This is a genomic window from Lysinibacillus fusiformis, from assembly GCF_016925635.1.
Taxonomy (GTDB): domain Bacteria; phylum Bacillota; class Bacilli; order Bacillales_A; family Planococcaceae; genus Lysinibacillus; species Lysinibacillus fusiformis_F.
On the sequence record NZ_CP070490.1, the window covers coordinates 2,932,356 to 2,953,110 of the forward strand.

The window sequence follows — 20,755 nt, forward strand, 5'->3', positions numbered from 1 at the left end:
GATGCATGCTGAATCAAGATAAATTTTCGGAAAAATTTCCAAAACATTGTGTTTAAGCCGAAATACTTTTGCATAAACGCCTTGAAAAAGGTACACTAAAACGGTAGAAACTATTAGGAAGGCAGATTTGTTCAATGGCTATGAAAAGAAAAGGAACTATGCAGAAATCTGGCGTACTTCCTGAAAAAGTACGCAATCAATTTGAGCTGTTACAGCATGAATTAAATATCACATTTATTAATAAAAATTTATTGTACCAAGCATTCACGCATTCATCTTATGTGAATGAGCATCGCCGTAAACTATTTACGGATAATGAGCGTCTTGAATTTTTAGGAGACGCAGTACTTGAACTGTCTGTTTCTAAATATCTTTTTGAGAAATACCCGAATATGAGCGAGGGTGAGTTAACAAAGTTAAGAGCTTCCATTGTTTGTGAGCCATCACTAGTTATTTTTGCTAATGAGCTAGGCTTTGGACGCTTTGTTTTACTTGGAAAAGGTGAGGAATTAACAGGTGGTCGGGAACGTCCAGCGCTACTTGCAGATGTATTTGAATCATTTGTAGGTGCACTCTATTTAGATCAAGATTTACAAACGGTCGTGTCCTTTTTAGAACGGATCGTGTTCCCAAAAGTAGAAGTCGGTGCTTTTTCGCATGTGATGGATTTTAAAAGTCAATTGCAAGAAATGGTACAGCAAACCAATAATGGACTTCTTCATTATGAGATTATCGATGAAAAAGGCCCAGCACATAATCGTACCTTTGTATCAAGCGTATTATTAAATGGACAAGAGCTTGGTATTGGTCGTGGAAAATCAAAAAAAGAAGCCGAGCAGCAAGCTGCACAATGTGCTATGCGAATGATGCGTGAAGAAGCTGCAAAAGAGGAGGCTTAATAGATGTTCCTAAAACGACTAGAAGTGATTGGCTTTAAATCTTTTGCGGAACGCATTGGAATTGATTTTGTACCTGGTGTTACAGCCGTTGTTGGACCAAATGGCAGTGGAAAAAGTAATGTCACAGATGCGATTCGTTGGGTACTTGGGGAGCAATCGGCAAAGTCGTTACGTGGAGCAAAGATGGAAGATGTTATTTTCGCTGGGAGTGACTCTCGTAAGCCACTCAACTTTGCAGAAGTAACACTTATATTAGATAATACTGACGAGCAACTTGCTTTTTCTTATACAGAAGTCAGTGTAACAAGACGCGTATACCGTTCAGGTGATAGTGAATATTTATTAAATAACCAACAGTGTCGCCTGAAGGATATTACGGACTTGTTTATGGATTCAGGACTTGGAAAAGAGGCATTTTCAATCATCTCTCAAGGACGTGTTGATGAAATTTTAAATAGCCGACCTGATGACCGTCGTTCTATTTTTGAAGAGGCAGCTGGCGTTTTAAAGTATAAAATAAGAAAGAAAAAAGCAGAGCATAAGCTTGTTGAGACAGATGAAAATTTGTATCGTGTATTAGACATTCTCCATGAATTAGACAACCGATTAGAGCCGCTTGAAATGCAGGCATCTAGTGCAAGAGACTATGTACAAATGTCTACCGAGCTAAAGGATTTTGATATTGCCATTCTTGTGCATGATTTTAAAAATTGTGCACAATCTTTGCATGCGCTAAAAGAGGAGTTTGCTGAGCTTTCAGCAACGGAGCTAAAACAAGCTCAAAAAATTACAACGATTGATAAACAGACTACCAATATCCGTAAGCTATTAAAAGATCTGGATGATTATTTGGATGTTTCGCAAGCTGAACTTGTCAATGCCACTATGGAGGTAGAACGTTGGGATGGTCGTAAGGCATTGATGGCTGAAAAACGCCAGAATGCATCCAATCAACTTCTGCAGCTGAATACGACATTACAAGAGGCTAAAGCAGAGGTAGAATTACTGCTTGTTCAAGAACAGGAGAAAAAAGAAGTGTTCTCCGAGAAACAACAAGCCGTTTCAGTGTTAAAACAGAGCATCAAACAGTTAGAACAATCATTAAATCGTTCTGTGACGGAAATCGAGGAAGAAATCGAAGAGCATAAAAATCGATATATTGATTCATTAAATGAAGAAGCAACAGTCAAGAATGAATTGAAAAATATCGACCAGCAATTAGCTCAACAAAAGGCAATGGCAGCAAAAATGTCCGATCAAACAGATGAAATTGGACAGGAGCTTATGCAAATTATTGCTGAAAAGGAAAAGTTAGTGGCTGAATATGCCTTAACAACCAATGATTTGCAGAAAAAACTAGAGCAACATGAAGCCTTACAAATACAGTTAAAAAATGTCAATATATCCTTTACTGAAAAACAGGATATGCTGTACAAAGCCTACCAGCACCAACAGCAACTAAAGGCTAGAAAAGATACGTTAGCTGAGCTCGAAGCTGATTTTTCTGGGTTCTTCCAAGGTGTTAAAGAAGTCTTACTTGCTCGTGATAAAGGCGAATTACAAGGTATTGAGGGTGCTGTAGCTGAGTTAATTCAAGTTGAAGGAAAGTATTCACAAGCGATCGAAACAGCTTTAGGTGCTGCCTCTCAACATATTGTCACAACCAATGAACGTCATGCACAACAGGCCATTCATTGGTTAAAACAAAAACGGGCTGGACGCGCTACTTTTTTACCAAAAACAGTCATGAAATCACGCAAAATTAATCTAGGGACTATTCAAATAGCAACTGAGCATCCTGCTTTTATTCAAATGGCAGATGCGCTTGTTACTTTTAACGAAGATAATCGAACAATTGTTGAAAACCTTTTAGGAAATGTCATCGTGGCAGCAAATTTAGAAGGTGCAAGTCAAATTGCTCGTTTATGTGGTTTCCGATACCGAGTTGTCACACTTGATGGAGATATTGTCAATGCAGGTGGTTCATTAACAGGTGGTGCATTGAAACAGCAATCCTCACTCTTCACAAGAAAGGCCGAGTTAGATGATTTAATCCTTAAGCTAGAATCATTACAAGCTTCCATTTATAGTGCCGAACAGGCTGTTGCAGCAGAAAAAGAGAAGCTTGCGATACTGCGAGATCAAGTAGAGCAACTAAAGCTTGAAGGAGAGCAACTACGAAAAGATGAAATGCAACAATCTAGCCGTATTCGTGAGCTAGAAATGGTAGAAAAAAGCTTATCGGCCAGAGTAACCTTTGCTTCAACTGAAACACAGGATGTAAAAACACGTGAGGAAGCATTGTTGACACAAAAACAAGTGGCAGTGGAGCGATTAAATACCCTTGCTATAGAGCTTGTCGAAATCAATGAAACTGTAGAACAATTAAGTAAGGTAAAGTTACAAGGTGAGACAGAGAAAGATGTATTACGAGAACGACTTGCCGAAAAACGTTCACAGTTAGCAGTTATGCAGGAACAAATGTCACAAGTTCAAATTACTACTGCTGAACTAGCGCTACAATTAAACAAAGCACAACAAAAAGTCAAAAATATTTCTCAGGAAATAGTGTGGCTTCAATCTGATGAATCGACAAATCATTTAAGTGATGAAGAGGTCGAGGAACAGGTTGTTACATGGAAAGCAAGTAGAGATGCCTTACAAGAAACTATTTCTGATAAGAAAGAGCAGAAAATAGGTCAGCAACAAGAACTAGCTACATTAGAAGAGCAACTGAAGGAACTGCAACGTATTCATAAAGGATACCTTGAGGCAATACGTGCAAATGAGTTAAAACGAAATCGTGTAGAATTTGAAATGGATAATTTTATAGAACAACTCGAAGAAAATTATCAGTTAACATTCGAAGAGGCCGAAGAAGAAGCTTTAGCCATCGAAGATGAAGAGTTTGTGCGAAGACGTGTAAAATTATTAAAAAGATCCATTGAAGAGCTAGGACCTGTTAATTTAGGTGCAATTGAGGAATATGATAGAGTGCTAGAACGTCATACTTTCTTAACTGAACAACGAGAGGACTTGCTTGCTGCGCAGGAAACATTGCATGAAGCAATCAAAGAAATGGATGAAGAAATGACGTTGCGCTTTAGTGAAACGTTCTATGCTATTAGAGAGCAATTTAAACGTGTTTTCCGTGAACTATTTGGTGGGGGGCAAGCTGATTTAGTTTTAATTGACCCGCAAAATTTATTGGAAACAGGTATTGAAATTGTGGCACAGCCTCCAGGAAAAAAATTACAAAATTTAAGTTTACTTTCTGGTGGTGAGCGCGCACTTACGGCCATTGCTTTATTATTCTCCATTCTAAATATTCGACCTGTACCATTTTGTATTCTTGATGAAGTAGAGGCGGCTTTAGATGAGGCGAATGTTGTGCGTTATAGCCAATATTTGAAAAAGTTTAGTCGCAACACACAATTCATTGTTATTACCCATCGTAAAGGAACGATGGAGGGAGCCGATGTCTTGTATGGTATAACAATGCAGGAATCAGGTGTGTCGAAACTTGTATCAGTAAAACTAGAAGATGAACCCGTACTTGCGGAGCAAAGGAGCGAACAAGCATGAGTTTTTTTAAACGTTTAAAAGATAAATTAATGGGTAATCCTGCAGAGGAAGAAAAACTAGAGGCAGCTGACAAAGAGCAGGATTCTGATCAAATAGAGCTAGAGGAATCAAACGAACCTGCTGCCATTGAGACTGTGGATCTAAAAGTGCCTGAACAAGGTGAGGATTCACCAGAAATGGAGATTGTGAAAGAAGCCGAAGTGGAAGCAGAACCAGAATCCTCACCTGAGATAGAAGAAGAACAGTCAGAAGTACAGGAGCTAGCTGTAGTAGAGGACGAACCACTGGAAGAGAAAAAGCCTTCTGCTTGGTCAATAACACAAAAGTTCAAGGCTGGTCTTGAAAAAACACGTAATTCCTTTACTTCAAAAGTGAATGACCTTGTTGCACGTTATCGTAAAGTGGATGAGGATTTCTTTGAAGAATTAGAGGATTTACTATTACAGGCTGATGTTGGATTTGAAACAGTCATGGAACTCATGGATAAACTTCGCTATGAAGTTCAGCGTAAAAATATCAAAGATACAAATGGTATTCAAGCAGTGATTTCTGAGAAGCTTGTAGAAATTTATGAGCAAGGTGAAGAAGATTTAATTGAACTAAATATGCAGCCAGATGGTGAACTGACTGTTATTTTATTTGTTGGCGTAAATGGCGTTGGGAAAACAACGACGATAGGTAAGTTAGCGCATCGCTTAAGATCTCAAGGGAAAACAGTTGTGTTAGCTGCAGGTGATACGTTCCGTGCGGGTGCCATTGATCAATTACAAGTGTGGGGAGACCGAGTTGGTTGTGAGGTCATTAAACAATCAGAGGGCTCTGACCCAGCGGCAGTCATGTATGATGCGATTCGTGCAGCAAAAAACAGAAAAGCGGATGTGTTAATTTGTGATACAGCTGGACGTTTGCAGAACAAAGTGAACCTAATGAATGAGCTTGAAAAGGTTCATCGTGTTATTTCACGTGAAATTCCAAATGCTCCACATGAAGTATTATTGGCATTAGATGCAACAACTGGCCAAAATGCGCTTGTTCAAGCACAAACATTTAAAGAAGCGACGAATGTAACAGGTATTGTTTTAACAAAGCTTGACGGTACAGCTAAAGGTGGTATTGTCCTTGCGATTCGCAACAAGTTACACATTCCTGTAAAATTTGTGGGTCTTGGTGAGAAAATGGATGATTTACAGCCATTTGATGCAGAACGATATGTTTATGGATTATTTGCCGAGGGTTTAGATAAGGAATTACAAAATAATGAAGAGTAACAGCTAACAGTAGCTGAATAATTTTATCTTGATTGGCATTCATCTCCCTCCTCTTTTGAGGAAGATGGATGCTTAGTTTGCTTCAGTTTTTGAACAAAATTGGATAAAATGACACTGACACGTAATGGATAAAAACGCTCGACTGTGCATAGGCGAATGGACTTGTTTAAAAGAGTAATACTAGCTAAAGGCAAGAAATGCCTGATAGCAGCAATTTAGGCTTTTAGACAAGGAGATTACCTTGACACAGACGGGCGCTTTTCGTTATGATACAAATGACTAATAGCGGGAGGAGAAACATTCGATGCTACTTGAAAAAACAACACGCATGAACTTTCTCTTCGACTTTTATCAAGCATTATTAACTGATAAGCAAAGAAGTTATATGGAGCTATACTATTTGGATGATAACTCCCTAGGAGAAATTGCCGAATCGTATGGTGTTTCACGCCAAGCTGTTTACGATAATATTCGTCGAACAGAAGCGATGCTTGAGGAATATGAAGAAAAATTATGTTTACTTGAAAAATTTAAACAACGTACCCAAATGCTGTCACAGCTAACAATGGGGATTACAGAAAAAAGTATGACAGCTGAAGAGCAGTTAGCACTTATTGAACAGCTGAAAGAATGGGATTAGGAGGCGAAAGCAATGGCTTTTGAAGGATTAGCGGAACGACTCCAAGGAACGATCCAAAAGATTAAAGGCAAAGGGAAAGTATCAGAGCAAGACGTTAAAGAAATGATGCGAGAAGTCCGATTTGCTTTAATCGAGGCGGATGTTAACTTAAAAGTAGTCAAAGAATTCGTAAAAAAGGTAAGTGAACGTGCTGTCGGTGTTGATGTTATGCAAAGTTTAACACCAGGTCAGCAAGTTATTAAAATTGTACAGGACGAATTAACAGAATTAATGGGGGGCGAACAAAGTCCCATTAAGTTTAATACAAAGCCACCCACTGTCATTATGATGGTTGGTTTACAAGGTGCGGGTAAAACGACAACTACAGGTAAATTGGCAAATGTTCTACGAAAAAAATATAATCGTAAACCATTACTAGTTGCTGCAGACGTTTATCGTCCAGCAGCTGTCCAACAATTACAGACATTAGGAAAACAGTTATCACTACCTGTTTTTGCGTTAGGAACCGAAGTATCTCCAGTAGAAATTGCACGCCAGGCAATTGAATTAGCAAAGGAAGAGCATCATGATGTAGTAATCATCGATACAGCTGGTCGTCTTCATATCGATGAAGACCTAATGCAAGAGTTAAAGGATATTCGTGCATTAAAAGAGCCAGATGAAGTCTTCCTCGTTGTCGATGCCATGACGGGTCAAGATGCAGTCAATGTAGCAGAAAGCTTTAATGAAGCAATCGGTATAACTGGAGTTGTTTTAACAAAACTTGACGGTGATACACGTGGTGGTGCTGCATTATCTATCCGTTCTGTGACGCAAAAACCAATTAAATTTGTCGGGATGGGCGAAAAAATGGATGCGCTCGAGCCATTCCATCCAGAGCGTATGGCATCTCGTATTTTAGGTATGGGCGATGTTCTGTCACTTATCGAGAAAGCACAGGCAAATGTAGATGAAGCTAAAGCGAAAGAATTAGAAGAAAAGTTCAAATCTCAAACATTCACTTTTGATGATTTTGTCGAGCAATTACAGCAAGTCAAGAAAATGGGCCCTCTTGATGAAATTTTAAAAATGCTCCCAGGTGCTAACAAAATCAAAGGCTTAGATAATGTAAAAGTTGATGATAAGCAAATGGGGCGTGTAGAGGCCATTATTTACTCGATGACGCCTGCTGAAAAGACCAACCCAGAAATCATGAATGGTAGCCGTAAAAAGCGTATTGCGAAAGGCTCTGGGACATCTATTCAAGAGGTGAATCGTCTCATTAAGCAATTCGATGAAATGAAAAAAATGATGAAGCAAATGACTGGAATGGCAAGTGGTAAAGGAAAGAAAAAAATGAAATTACCAGGCTTTGATTCGTTGTTTAAATAATAATTTTTAGGTGTTAAGAAAAAACACTTTACAAACAACCTAAACATTGATAATATACTATCTTGTGTGAAACTTATTCGGAGGTGCTATTAAAATGGCAGTTAAAATTCGCTTAAAACGTATGGGAGCTAAAAAATCTCCTTTCTATCGTATCGTAGTTGCAGACGCTCGTTCACCACGTGACGGTCGTCAAATCGAAACAGTTGGTACTTACAACCCACTAACTCAACCAGCTACTGTAAACATTGATGAAGAGAAAGCTCTTAAATGGTTAGCTGACGGTGCAAAACCATCAGATACAGTACGTAACCTGTTCTCAGAACAAGGTATCATGGAAAAATTCCATAACCAAAAATTCAGTAAATAATCGGGGGCGACGTCTTTGAAGCAGCTGATTGAAGCAATCGTTTTACCGTTAGTCGATTATCCAGAAGAAGTTCGTATTGAGACGGATGAAAATGCAAATCGAATTGTTTATAAACTTTTTGTTCATCCAGAGGATAGAGGGAAAGTCATAGGCAAGCAAGGGCGAGTAGCAAAAGCGATTCGTACAATTGTTTATTCAGCGGCAGGTAGTCACCATCAAAAGAAGACCTACGTCGATATATTGGATTAATAGAAAAGATTTTCACGCTCTTGCAACAAGTACTAGTGAGTCCTGATAGGTGTGTTTACATGTCGCTTAGGAGTTCGAAGTGGGCTTTTAGCATGAAGTGTAAAATCTGGTCGAAGAAGGAGGGAGCTTGTAGGTTCCTTCCTTTTTTTATCTTTTTTTAACATCAGCATATCGCTATGATTTCTGTTGAAGTGGGAAATAAACCTTTAATAAGGAGTATAGCTAAAGGATATTGCTTATATTATTATTGACAAGACAAATGAGTCTTAACTAAAACTACATTCTTCCAAAGCACATCTGCAAGAACGGGACCTTTGTTGGATGAGCAAGGTGCATTGTGGAGATAAGCATGTTTTTACGAGGTGAAAGTAAAATGGAATGGTTTAATGTAGGTCGAATTGTCAATACGCACGGTATCCGTGGTGAGGTACGTGTATTATCGACAACAGACTTTGAAGAAGAGCGTTTTGCAGTAGGAAATAAGCTTGCTGCCTTTAAAAAAGACGATAAGAAGCCAACATGGGTAACGATTGACTCTGTGCGTCGTCATAAAAACTTTATTTTATTAACTTTTGAAGGCATGAACAATATCAACCTAGTTGAGCCGTTTAAAGAAGGCATGCTGAAAGTGACAAAAGATCAAATGACAGATGATCTACTTGAAGAAAATGAGTTCTTTTTCCATGAAATAATCGGCTGCACAGTTATTTCTGAAGAGGGCGAAACAATCGGAGTTGTAGCAGATATCCTGCAAACAGGGGCAAACGACGTATGGGTAGTGAAAGGCTCGAAGAAAGAACACTATATCCCTTATATAGAAGATATCGTGAAAGATATTGATGTTACGGATAAAAAAATCGTCATCCATGTTATGGGAGGCTTATTATGATGAATATTCATGTATTAAGCCTGTTCCCCGATATGTTTTCAGGCGTTTTCGGTGCATCTATTTTAAAGAAAGCACAAGAAAAGGGTGCTGTAAATTTAGAGGTAACAGATATTCGTACATTTTCAGGGAACAAGCATAATCAAGTTGACGACTATCCATATGGTGGTGGTGCAGGTATGGTATTAAAGCCTGAACCGATGTTTAGTGCGGTAGAGGCCATCACTGCAGGCAAACAGCCACGGATCATATTAATGTGTCCTCAAGGGGAACGCTTTACCCAAAAAAAAGCAGAAGAGCTAGCCCAGGAAACAGAGTTAGTGTTCTTATGTGGTCATTATGAAGGCTATGATGAGCGTATACGTCAGCACCTTGTAACAGATGAAATTTCCATTGGCGATTTCGTGTTAACAGGTGGGGAATTAGGCGCTATGACTGTTATTGATAGTGTAGTTAGATTGTTACCTGGTGTCTTAGGGCAAGAGGATTCGCATATACAGGATTCTTTTTCAACGGGTCTACTGGAGCATCCACACTATACACGACCTGCGGAGTTCCGTGGCATGAAGGTACCTGATGTATTATTATCGGGGAATCATGCTAAAATCGACCAATGGAGAGAGGAACAATCGCTGAAAAGAACTTTTGAGCGCCGTCCCGACTTATTGGAGCAATATCCATTAACAGACAAGCAAAAATTGTATTTAGAAAAACTAAAAAACAATCATCTAGATGCTTGATTGCCGACTCTATTTATGATAACATCTAATCTGTACTTCTATGTGAAGTACTGAATTACGGTGTTCCGCTGTGGCATAGATTGCGTGCAAGAGCATCTGTCTAAGGAGAGAAAACAATGTCAAACATTATTACAGAAATTACAAAATCTCAGCTTCGCTCTGATCTACCAACTTTCCGTCCTGGTGATACTGTTAAGGTACACGTGAAAGTAGTAGAGGGTACTCGTGAACGTATCCAACTTTTCGAAGGTGTAGTAATTAAACGTCGTGGTGGCGGAATTAGCGAAACTTTCACAGTTCGTAAAATTTCTTACGGTGTAGGTGTTGAACGTACATTCCCTGTACACACACCAAAAATCGCTAACTTAGAAGTTGTACGTCGTGGTAAAGTACGTCGTGCTAAACTTTACTACCTACGTAACCTACGTGGTAAAGCTGCTCGTATTAAAGAAATTCGATAATTATGACTTAAAAGTGAGGGGCTTGTGTTCAAGCCTCTTTTCTTTTTGCTTGTCATCTTTATTCACTATCATCTAAAATGGTGTTAGACAAGGGGGCAATTCTCAATGGAAAAACAAGTGAAAGAAAAAAATGAATTATGGGAATGGACAAAAGCACTATTAATTGCATTTGCGATTGCTGCAGTTATTCGATATTTTTTATTTACACCCATTGCAGTTGATGGAGAGTCCATGATGCCAACCCTTGAAGATGGCGACCGAATGATTGTGAATAAAATTGGTTATAAAATAGGTGAACCAAAACGTTTTGACATCGTTGTATTCCATGCACCTGAACAAAAAAATTACATAAAGCGTGTAATTGGCTTGCCAGGAGATACATTGGAGTATAAGGATGATCAATTGTATATAAATGGAGAGCCAATTGATGAACCCTATTTAGATGCCTATAAAGCGCAAATTACTGAGGGGACCTTAACAGAAGATTTCACCTTAAATGACATCGATGTTTCCTTGGATAGCAATACCATTCCTGAGGGATATATCTTTGTTATGGGGGATAATCGTCGATATAGTAAAGACAGTCGACATATTGGCCTTGTTGACCAAAAAGAAATTATTGGTAACACCAGTCTGATTTTCTGGCCATTTAGTGACATAAAAATTGTAAAGTAATGCATAAAAGGGAGAGCATAATCACTCCCTTTTTCTTTTAGTTTAGGAGGTATAGCTGTGACGATACAATGGTTTCCCGGGCATATGGCTAAAGCCCGACGTGAAGTAACTGAAAAATTAAAGCTTGTTGACATTATATTTGAATTAATAGATGCACGTTTACCGCTATCCTCACGTAATCCGATGATCGACGAAGTCATTAACCAAAAGCCTCGTCTTTTGATTTTAAATAAAGCGGATATGGCAGATGAGCAAGAAACACGGAAATGGGTAGAGTATTTTGCAAAGCGTGGTCATAAAGCAGTAGCCATTAACTCACTTGAGGGCAAGGGCTTACAGCAAGTAACGAAAGCGGCGCAAGAAATTTTAAAAGAAAAATTTGATCGCATGAAAGCAAGAGGAATGAAACCTAGAGCTATTCGTGCCATGATTGTGGGAATTCCAAACGTAGGGAAATCTACATTGATTAATCGATTAGCGAAAAAAAATATCGCTAAAACGGGGAATACCCCAGGTGTGACAAAAGCACAGCAATGGATCAAAGTTGGTAAAGAGCTTGAACTATTGGATACACCCGGTATTTTATGGCCAAAGTTTGAGGATCAAGAAGTAGGCTTTAAATTAGCTTTAACTGGTGCTATTAAGGACACGATTACAAATATGGAAGACCTAGCTGTCTATGGCTTACGCTTCTTATCTGTCCATTACCCAAAGCGAATGGAGGAGCGTTATGGTTTGGAATTTATCCATGAGGAGCTAGTGGACACTTTTGACCATATAGGCAAGCTGCGCCGTGTATTCGGTCCTGGTGGAGAGATTGATTATGATCAAGTAGCTCAACTAATTGTTCGAGATATCCGCGGATTACAATTAGGTAAACTAACCTTTGATTTTGTGGATGAGCAATTAGAAAAAGAAACTGAACAAGTATAAATATTTGAAACTGTCACACGTTCTTTTGTGACAGTTTTTCTTTTAGGAATGCATTTTTTTACCGATAATGACTATAGAGAGGAAATAGTTTTCTAGTTAAAGAGACTACATAAAGAACTGAACATGATATAGTTTGAATGAATAGAAGTAAGAAGGAGTACACAATGAAAACCATTAAGGAAATTACAACTGCATTGAAAGATGCCGAGGAATGGCAAGATTGGATGAAAGACATTGCAGCGGATGAAAGAGCTGGCGTACAAAAGGCATGGCTTACTTGGCAAAAGAGACAAGATAAAAAACGTCAATTGCTGCAAGAGCATCAAAAAAAAGTCGCATTCGATTTAAGCTATGGGGGAACAGATGCATTTATTGCAGGTGTAGATGAAGCAGGAAGGGGACCACTAGCGGGACCAGTCGTGACGGCAGCTGTAATTTTACCGACAAATTGTGAGGCACTTGTTGGTTTGAATGACTCAAAGCAATTATCGAAGGATAAACGAAACGATTTTGCCACATTAATTAAAGAGCATGCCATAAGCTATTTCATTCATTTTCAGCCTGCCCAGCAAATTGATGAACTGAATATATATGAGGCAACGAAACAATCTATGAAAGCAAGTGTGGAATCATTATCGAAGAAGCCTGATGTTGTTTTAGTGGATGCCATGACATTACCTATTTCGATCCCTCAGGATTCCATTATAAAAGGGGACGCCAAGAGCCTAGCGATAGCAGCTGCATCCATTTTGGCTAAAACGGCACGAGATGAGTATATGGAGCAATTAGATGAAGAATTTCCGATGTATGGCTTTAGGCAACATGCGGGGTATGGGACAAAGCAACATTTAAAAGCGTTAGAAGAATTTGGACCGTCTATTCACCATCGTAAATCGTTTGAACCAATAAAATCTATGTTTCAATAAAGCTAAAAAACGGTAGACAATTACACGTAGGAGTAATTGATGAAAGGAGTATGTAGATGACAGCCACATCATTTAATCCGATTCAACTGCAACAAAATGCAATCACTTCGATAAATCAACCACTTGCTTTAAAACAAGGACAAGTATTTCACGGAACAATCAAGCAATTATATCCAGATCAAATGGCAGAAATACAAGTAGGTAATCAAAAATTTATAGCTAAACTTGAAGTGCCGTTAAAAGCTGGAGATGCCCATTTCTTTCAGGTAACAGGAACAAATCCACAAACGGAATTGAAAATAGTGACTGGACCGATGGCGCAGGCAGCTACCCCAAGTCAGCAAATTAATCAGTTATTAGAATCCATGAATTTGCCTAAATCAGCAGAGATGCAGCAATTATTAGGACATTTTATGAAGGCACAGTTACCTATTTCAAAAGACCAAATGCTACAAGCTGAAATGTGGTTAAAGGCATTACCAGAGGGTATATCCAAAGTGGATGCTCTACAAACTATACAAAAAATGATCGAGCTTAAAATGCCTATGACAAACGATGTGTTTCAAGCATTGATTAGTGGTCAAAAGACTTCTGGTATGACCGCTATCATGGACAACTTTGCCCAGCTTTTAGCAAAGGATACAACCCTATCTGAGTCATTTAGGCAAAATTTAATGCAACAAATACAAGCGATTGCCAAGCCCTTTGAAGTAGAAACAGGTAGTGCGGTGCTTGCTAGGGTTCTACAAAGTTTAACGAATAGTGCTGCGACAACGAGCGAAAAAATGCAAGCTTTATCGATTCTAAAAGAGTCGGGGATCCTTCCCCAGCAGGCTACATTGCAAAACTGGTCAAATATGAATGAAGCTAAAGCCTTTCAACCAATGCAGCAAGCTGGTCAAGTTATTCAAACTATACTTGCTACAAAGCCTGAAGATGCTAGGCAACTGGTGGAACAGCTTAAATCATGGACAAACAGTCAAAATTTATTAACCAATGAGCAAAAACAGCAAATCAATCAACTGGTGGATCGTTTTAATCAGTTACCAGTAACGAAACAAACGCTAGAGGTTTTTGCTAAACAAATGCAGGATCAGTTATTAAAAGCATTTGCCCAAAATACAACTGATCGTTTATTTACACAGGATGCCCATGCACTTTCGGTGAAAGATCATTTGTTATCCCTATTTAGGCAAGAGGCAAATTCTCCTTCACAGAATGAAGCGCTCATGCGCAATCTTGTAAAAAATAGTATTGATTCTTCGCAGCCATTTATACAGCAAGTTGTGACACAAGCAGATGCACTAGTGCAAAATTCAATGGATAGTAAAGCGATGGAACATGCTCTTAAAACGGTGTTGAAAAATTTAGGAATTAGCTATGAGGCAACATTGGGAAACAAATCGGCTGATTTACACATGATTGCACATCAGCTAAAGCCACAGCTCCATACATTATTGCAGGAAACTAATACAACACCTCAATTGAAGGAAGCGGCAGAGATGCTCATGACGCGTATGAATGGTATGCAGCTATCTTCAGGGGAAAATGGTCATCAACATCAGCTTATCATGCAAGTCCCACTTGAATTTTTTGGCAAGAAAATGGATGCAACATTACAGTGGAATGGACGCATGAAAGATAATGGCAAAATTGATGCCAATTATGCACGTGTATTATTTTATTTACAGATGGCATCCATGCAAGAAACAGTGATTGATATGCAGGTTCAAAATAGAGTCGTCACAGTAACGGTCTTTAATGAAAATTCGGAAATTCAATCACTTGCCGAGCCGTTAAAGGCTGCCTTGAAAGTTGGGTTGGCAGAAAAAAATTATCAACTATCAGGAGTGTTTATTAAACAATTTGACAAAGGGCAAACGGAAAAAGTAAGTCCTGTAGTAGAACAGCGAGAGGAGCAGAGTGGGGTGGATATCCGCGTATGAGCGAAGAAAAACTTACCCGGAAAGAGGCAATTGCACTTACGTATAAGCTTGGTCAATTTGATAGTCCCACTGTTGTAGCAAAGGGAAAAGGGAAGATTGCAGAAAATATTTTAGCTCGCGCAAATAAGCATAATGTGCCGATTTATGAGGATCCTAACCTTGTGCAGTTGCTTGGTCAATTAGATTTAAATGAGTCTATTCCTGAAGAATTATATCAGGCAGTAGCAGAAGTTTTTGCATTTATTTATCGTTTGGATCAGCAACATGCGCAAAAATATAGAAAAAATGAATTATTCTGATTATTTTTACAAGCTGTTTTAGTACACAAAATAGAAAAAAGCGTCATAATAAGAGAGAAAATTCGAACTAAAGACAAAGTGTAGACTTTATCAGAATCTTTCGTTAGAATAGTCTATGTTAGTAAAACAATTCTATGCAAATGTTTGATGGGAGGATGTATTATGAATATCCATGAATATCAAGGGAAAGAGATTCTGAGAAAATATGGTGTAGCTGTACCAAACGGAAAAGTTGCTTTTTCCCCTGATGAAGCAGTAAAAGTAGCGAAGGAACTTGGCTCAAACGTAACAGTAGTCAAGGCGCAAATTCATGCAGGTGGACGCGGTAAAGCTGGCGGTGTAAAAATCGCTAAAAACCTTGACGAGGTGCGCACATACGCAAAAGAGTTATTAGGAAAAATTTTAGTGACTCATCAAACAGGTCCAGAAGGAAAAGAAGTAAAACGTTTGTATATTGAAGAGGGTTCTGATATCCAAAAAGAATACTACTTAAGTCTAGTATTAGACCGTGCCACATCTCGTGTTACAGTGATGGGATCTGAAGAAGGCGGTATGGATATTGAAGAAGTAGCGGAAACAAATCCGGAAAAAATCTTCAAAGAAGTAGTAGATCCTGTAGTTGGATTAACAAGCTTCCAAGCACGTCGTATGGCGTTTAATATGAATATTCCAGCAAACCTTGTAGGGAAAGCTGTTAAATTAATGTTAGGCTTATATCAAGCATTTATCGACAAAGATGCATCAATCGTAGAAATTAATCCACTTGTTGTAACTGGACAAGGCGATGTAGTGGCACTAGATGCTAAATTCAATTTTGATGCCAATGCATTATATCGACATAAGGATATTGTCGAATTACGCGATTTTGACGAGGAAGATGCAAAAGAAATCGAAGCATCAAAATATGACTTAAGCTATATTTCATTAGATGGAAACATTGGCTGTATGGTTAATGGTGCTGGTCTTGCTATGGCAACAATGGATACAATTAGTTATTATGGCGGAAGCCCTGCTAACTTCCTAGATGTAGGGGGCGGTGCAACAGCTGAAAAAGTAACAGAGGCTTTCAAAATTATCCTTTCTGATTCAAACGTAAAAGGCATTTTCGTAAACATCTTTGGTGGAATTATGAAGTGTAACATTATCGCTGAGGGTGTTGTAACGGCTGCTAAAGAAATTGGTTTAGCTGTGCCATTAGTTGTACGTTTAGAAGGTACAAATGTAGAACTTGGAAAAGAAATTTTAAATGCATCTGGTTTAAACATCGTTGCAGCGGATTCAATGGCTGACGGTGCACAAAAAATTGTGGGACTAGTAGGCTAAGGAAGGCAGGGAGAACAATGGCTGTATTTATTAACAAAGATACGAAGGTAATTGTACAAGGGATTACGGGCGAAACAGCTCTTTTCCATACGAAGCAAATGCTTGAGTATGGTACTAAAATCGTAGCAGGTGTAACACCAGGTAAAGGTGGACTTGAAATCGAGGGAGTTCCTGTTTTCAATACAGTAGCAGAAGCTGTAGCTGCAACAGGTGCTACAACTTCAGTTATCTATGTACCTGCACCATTTGCGGCAGATGCAATTTTAGAAGCTGTTGATGCTGAATTAGAATTAACAATCTGTATCACAGAGCATATTCCTGTCCTTGATATGGTTAAGGTTAAACGTTATATGGAAGGTAAAAACACTCGCCTAGTAGGTCCGAACTGTCCAGGTGTTATTACAGCTGATGAATGTAAAATTGGTATCATGCCTGGTTATATTCATACAAAAGGCCATGTAGGAGTTGTTTCTCGTTCTGGTACATTAACATATGAAGCAGTACATCAATTAACACAAGCTGGAATTGGTCAAACAACTGCAGTAGGTATTGGTGGAGACCCTGTCAACGGTACAAACTTCATTGATGTGCTTGAAGCCTTTAATAATGATCCAGAAACTTACGCAGTCGTTATGATTGGTGAAATCGGTGGTACAGCTGAGGAAGAAGCAGCTGCATGGATTAAAGCAAATATGACAAAACCTGTTGTAGGCTTTATTGGTGGACAAACTGCACCTCCAGGAAAACGTATGGGTCACGCTGGTGCTATCATTTCTGGTGGTAAAGGAACAGCAGCGGAGAAAATTAAAGCAATGAACGAAGCTGGTATCGAAGTTGCAGAAACACCTTCTGTAATTGGTGAAACATTGATTAAAGTAATTAAAGAAAAAGGGCTATACGAAAAGTGTAAAACCCATTAAAATGGAAGATGTAGCCATTGCGGCTACATCTTTTTCATTATTTATACACTGTTTATCATACTTCATTCAATAATTACCTACTTACTTCTGAAGAAATCAACAATTTTGTGGCAGATGTTATAAATAATAATGAAATGTTGTGTTGAAAATTATCATGCGGTCATTTAATTTCTTCTATTATAAAAGGAGGTTTATTGAATGATCCTAGCAGTAGATACGCAGAGATTACTAGCCTTACATTATGTATACCCATTACCACTTCAGAAACTTCAGCAATTGTTGTCCCCGGTGAATATTTTTAGCTCTTTTGAAGACATTCATTATGACGAAATCGCAAAAGTTTTACAAATATCGGCACATAAAGCATGTCAACTTTCTCAGCGTTTTCGACAAATTATGACAACACCACTTGAAGAGGCCTATGCACGGGCTAATATTTTCCCCATCCCGTTTTATCATCCCTATTTCCCGGCGCAATTATTTGAAATATCGAGTCCACCTACTGTATTGTATGTGAAAGGTCAATATTCCCTGTTAACAAACAAAAAACAGATAGCTATTATAGGCTCTAGGAAGGCGACAGCGTATTCAAAAAGAGCGATAGACGTAATTGTCCCGCCTCTTGTTCAACGTGATTATACGGTTGTTAGTGGGCTTGCAAGAGGTGCAGATACAATGGCACATAGGGCGACAATCGATATGGGTGGTCATACAATTGCTGTGCTTGGACATGGTTTTAATTATCTCTATCCAGCAGAAAACCGCGTTCTTGCTAAACAAATGGCAGAGCACCAGTTATTAGTGACAGAATATCCCCCTTATATGAAGCCTGAAAAATGGCATTTCCCAATGCGTAACCGAATCATTAGTGGATTATCTAGAGCTTTAGTTGTGACAGAAGCGGCATTAAAAAGTGGCACGCTCATTACAACAGAGCTTGCATTAGAGCAAGGAAAAGATGTATTTGTGGTGCCGGGACCTATTGATGCTACCCAATCTAAGGGGACAAATCAATTGCTTTTAGAAGGAGCAATTCCAATAGTGAATGGTCATCAAATCATTGAAACATTGGACCTCTTTTCTAACAAAAATTGAAAAAAAGTTGCATTATCTTAAAATCTGTTATACATTTTGCAACAGGTAACTTAAAAAAATTAGTAATAGACCTCGCTAAGGGGGAGACATAGATGGCGGATTATTTAGTGATTGTAGAATCACCAGCAAAAGCAAAAACAATTGAACGGTATTTAGGAAAGAAATATAAAGTGAAAGCATCGGTTGGACACGTACGAGATCTTCCACGTAGTCAGATGGGTGTTAGCGCTGAAAATAACTTCGAGCCTAAATATATTACGATACGTGGTAAAGGACCTGTTTTACAGGAATTAAAATCTGCGGCTAAAAAAGTAAAGAAAGTTTATCTAGCAGCCGATCCAGACCGCGAGGGAGAAGCAATTGCTTGGCACCTTGCGACTGCATTAAATATTGATATTCACTCAGATTGCCGTGTTGTATTTAATGAAATTACTAAAGATGCAATTATAGAGTCCTTTAAAAATCCACGTCCAATTAACATGGATTTAGTAGATGCGCAGCAAACAAGACGTATATTGGATCGACTTGTTGGCTATAACATTAGCCCGATTCTATGGAAAAAGGTGAAAAAAGGTTTATCAGCAGGTCGGGTACAATCTGTAGCGCTACGCATGATCATTGATCGTGAAAATGAAATTAAAAACTTCCAACCAGAAGAATACTGGACAATTGAAGGAACGTTTGAAAAAGGCAAAAAATCATTTGATGCCCTTTACTATGGAAATGGTAAAGAAAAAATAAAATTAACAAATGAAGCACAAGTAAAAGCAATCTTAAAAGATGTTAAAGGAACAAACTTTGATGTTGTTAATGTAACGAAAAAGGAACGTAAACGTAATGCAGCACCAGCCTTTACAACATCATCTTTACAGCAAGAAGCTGCACGAAAACTAAATTTCCGAGCTAAGAAAACCATGATGCTAGCTCAGCAATTATATGAAGGTATTGATATTGGAAAAAAAGAGGGAACAGTCGGGTTAATCACTTATATGCGTACCGATTCCACACGTATTTCTGATACGGCAAAAGCTGAAGCGGTGACGTACATTGAGGGGAAATATGGAAAAGAGTACATTGCAACAGAAATAAAACAAACAAAAAAGGCTTCAAATGCACAGGATGCTCATGAAGCGATTCGTCCAACTAGTACGATGCGGACACCCGAGGAATTAAAGGCGGTACTTAGTCGAGATCAATTACGTTTATATCGCTTAATTTGGGAGCGCTTTATTGCGAGCCAAATGGCACCAGCAGTCCTTGATACAGTAGCTGTAGATCTTCAAAATGGTGATGTTTTATTCCGTGCGAACGGCTCACAGGTTAAATTTGCAGGCTTTATGAAATTATATATCGAGGGTACTGATGATCAAACGGAAGAGACGACAAAACTTTTACCTGAGATGGAAATTGGTGACCAAGTAAAATCGCTTGAAATTGAGCCTAAACAACATTTTACACAGCCACCACCACGCTATTCAGAGGCGCGACTTGTTAAAACAATGGAAGAACTAGGAATTGGGCGCCCGTCCACATATGCACCTACCCTCGATACAATTCAGCGCCGTGGCTATGTTGTATTAGATGCTAAACGCTTTATGCCAACAGAGCTAGGTGAAATCGTACACCAACTCGTACTAGAATTTTTCCCAGATATCATAAACATCGAATTCACAGCACAAATGGAACAAGATTTAGATGATATTGAAGAAGGTAGTCGTCAATGGAAAAGTATTGTAGAAGAGTTTTATACAGACTTTGAAGTTCATGTAAAACATGCGGATGAAGCTATGGAAAAGGTTGTCATTAAAGATGAGCCTGCAGGAGAAGACTGTGAACTTTGCGGATCTCCAATGGTCTTTAAGCTCGGACGATATGGCAAATTTATGGCTTGCTCTAATTTCCCGGATTGTAGAAATACAAAAGCAATTATGAAACCTATTGGTGTGAAATGTCCTTCCTGTGAAACGGGCGAAATTGTGGAGCGAAAAAGTAAAACAAAGCGTCTATTCTACGGTTGCAATCAGTATCCTGAATGTGAATTTGTATCATGGGACAAACCAATTAGTAGACCATGTCCAAAATGTAGTGCATTATTAGTAGAGAAAAAGATAAAAAAAGGTGTGCAAATTCAATGTACGAAGTGTGACTATGAAGAAGCACCAACTCAATGAT

19 protein-coding genes are annotated in these 20,755 nt (G+C 38.7%); all 19 read left to right on the forward strand.

Annotated features, from left to right (window positions below; all coding sequences use genetic code 11):
- Positions 1–134 precede the first annotated feature (134 nt).
- Positions 135–899: a ribonuclease III gene (gene rnc, locus JTI58_RS14225; RefSeq protein ID WP_012293239.1), complete on the forward strand. Its 765-nt coding sequence runs from the start codon at positions 135–137 to the stop codon at positions 897–899.
- A 3-nt stretch (positions 900–902) separates the two neighbouring features.
- A complete protein-coding gene (gene smc / locus JTI58_RS14230; protein ID WP_205441922.1) occupies positions 903–4,484 on the forward strand; it encodes a chromosome segregation protein SMC in 3,582 nt (1,193 codons plus the stop codon).
- Positions 4,481–5,752 carry a signal recognition particle-docking protein FtsY gene (gene ftsY, locus JTI58_RS14235; protein WP_205441923.1) on the forward strand — a complete coding sequence of 424 codons (1,272 nt, stop codon included), beginning with the start codon at positions 4,481–4,483 and terminating at the stop codon, positions 5,750–5,752. Before smc ends, ftsY begins: the two co-directional genes overlap by 4 nt.
- 304 nt (positions 5,753–6,056) lie before the next feature.
- Positions 6,057–6,392, forward strand: coding sequence for a putative DNA-binding protein (locus JTI58_RS14240; protein WP_205441924.1), 336 nt, complete (start codon positions 6,057–6,059; stop codon positions 6,390–6,392).
- Positions 6,393–6,404: 12 nt separating this feature from the next.
- Positions 6,405–7,763, forward strand: a complete 1,359-nt coding sequence (gene ffh, locus JTI58_RS14245) for a signal recognition particle protein (protein WP_205441925.1) — start codon at positions 6,405–6,407, stop codon at positions 7,761–7,763.
- A 94-nt stretch (positions 7,764–7,857) separates the two neighbouring features.
- A complete protein-coding gene (gene rpsP / locus JTI58_RS14250) occupies positions 7,858–8,130 on the forward strand; it encodes a 30S ribosomal protein S16 (RefSeq protein WP_004269411.1) in 273 nt (90 codons plus the stop codon).
- 15 nt (positions 8,131–8,145) lie between these two features.
- Positions 8,146–8,379 (forward strand): KH domain-containing protein, encoded by a 234-nt coding sequence (locus tag JTI58_RS14255; RefSeq protein ID WP_004269410.1) that lies wholly within the window; start codon positions 8,146–8,148, stop codon positions 8,377–8,379.
- A 373-nt stretch (positions 8,380–8,752) separates the two neighbouring features.
- Entirely contained in the window at positions 8,753–9,268 is a 516-nt protein-coding gene (rimM, locus tag JTI58_RS14260; RefSeq protein WP_205441926.1) for a ribosome maturation factor RimM, read from the forward strand.
- Positions 9,268–10,005, forward strand: a complete 738-nt coding sequence (gene trmD / locus JTI58_RS14265) for a tRNA (guanosine(37)-N1)-methyltransferase TrmD (protein ID WP_205447313.1) — start codon at positions 9,268–9,270, stop codon at positions 10,003–10,005. Before rimM ends, trmD begins: the two co-directional genes overlap by 1 nt.
- A gap of 116 nt (positions 10,006–10,121) precedes the next feature.
- Positions 10,122–10,466, forward strand: a complete 345-nt coding sequence (rplS, locus tag JTI58_RS14270; protein WP_205441927.1) for a 50S ribosomal protein L19 — start codon at positions 10,122–10,124, stop codon at positions 10,464–10,466.
- Positions 10,467–10,571: 105 nt separating this feature from the next.
- A complete protein-coding gene (lepB, locus tag JTI58_RS14275; protein ID WP_036080510.1) occupies positions 10,572–11,141 on the forward strand; it encodes a signal peptidase I in 570 nt (189 codons plus the stop codon).
- Between the two features lie 57 nt (positions 11,142–11,198).
- Positions 11,199–12,074, forward strand: coding sequence for a ribosome biogenesis GTPase YlqF (gene ylqF, locus JTI58_RS14280; RefSeq protein ID WP_205441928.1), 876 nt, complete (start codon positions 11,199–11,201; stop codon positions 12,072–12,074).
- A gap of 164 nt (positions 12,075–12,238) precedes the next feature.
- Positions 12,239–13,000 (forward strand): ribonuclease HII, encoded by a 762-nt coding sequence (locus JTI58_RS14285; protein ID WP_205441930.1) that lies wholly within the window; start codon positions 12,239–12,241, stop codon positions 12,998–13,000.
- A gap of 56 nt (positions 13,001–13,056) precedes the next feature.
- Positions 13,057–14,946 (forward strand): hypothetical protein, encoded by a 1,890-nt coding sequence (locus JTI58_RS14290; protein WP_205441931.1) that lies wholly within the window; start codon positions 13,057–13,059, stop codon positions 14,944–14,946.
- A complete protein-coding gene (locus JTI58_RS14295; RefSeq protein ID WP_205441932.1) occupies positions 14,943–15,245 on the forward strand; it encodes an EscU/YscU/HrcU family type III secretion system export apparatus switch protein in 303 nt (100 codons plus the stop codon). Before JTI58_RS14290 ends, JTI58_RS14295 begins: the two co-directional genes overlap by 4 nt.
- A 162-nt stretch (positions 15,246–15,407) precedes the next feature.
- Positions 15,408–16,568 carry an ADP-forming succinate--CoA ligase subunit beta gene (sucC, locus tag JTI58_RS14300; RefSeq protein WP_205441933.1) on the forward strand — a complete coding sequence of 387 codons (1,161 nt, stop codon included), beginning with the start codon at positions 15,408–15,410 and terminating at the stop codon, positions 16,566–16,568.
- 17 nt (positions 16,569–16,585) lie between these two features.
- The gene (sucD, locus tag JTI58_RS14305) at positions 16,586–17,488 is read left to right on the forward strand and encodes a succinate--CoA ligase subunit alpha (protein ID WP_004229280.1); all 903 of its coding nucleotides are present in this window, start codon (positions 16,586–16,588) and stop codon (positions 17,486–17,488) included.
- Positions 17,489–17,686: 198 nt separating this feature from the next.
- On the forward strand, positions 17,687–18,583 hold the full coding sequence (gene dprA / locus JTI58_RS14310) for a DNA-processing protein DprA (protein ID WP_205441934.1): 897 nt from the start codon (positions 17,687–17,689) through the stop codon (positions 18,581–18,583).
- Between the two features lie 92 nt (positions 18,584–18,675).
- Positions 18,676–20,754, forward strand: coding sequence for a type I DNA topoisomerase (gene topA / locus JTI58_RS14315; protein WP_205441935.1), 2,079 nt, complete (start codon positions 18,676–18,678; stop codon positions 20,752–20,754).
- Position 20,755 lies beyond the last annotated feature (1 nt).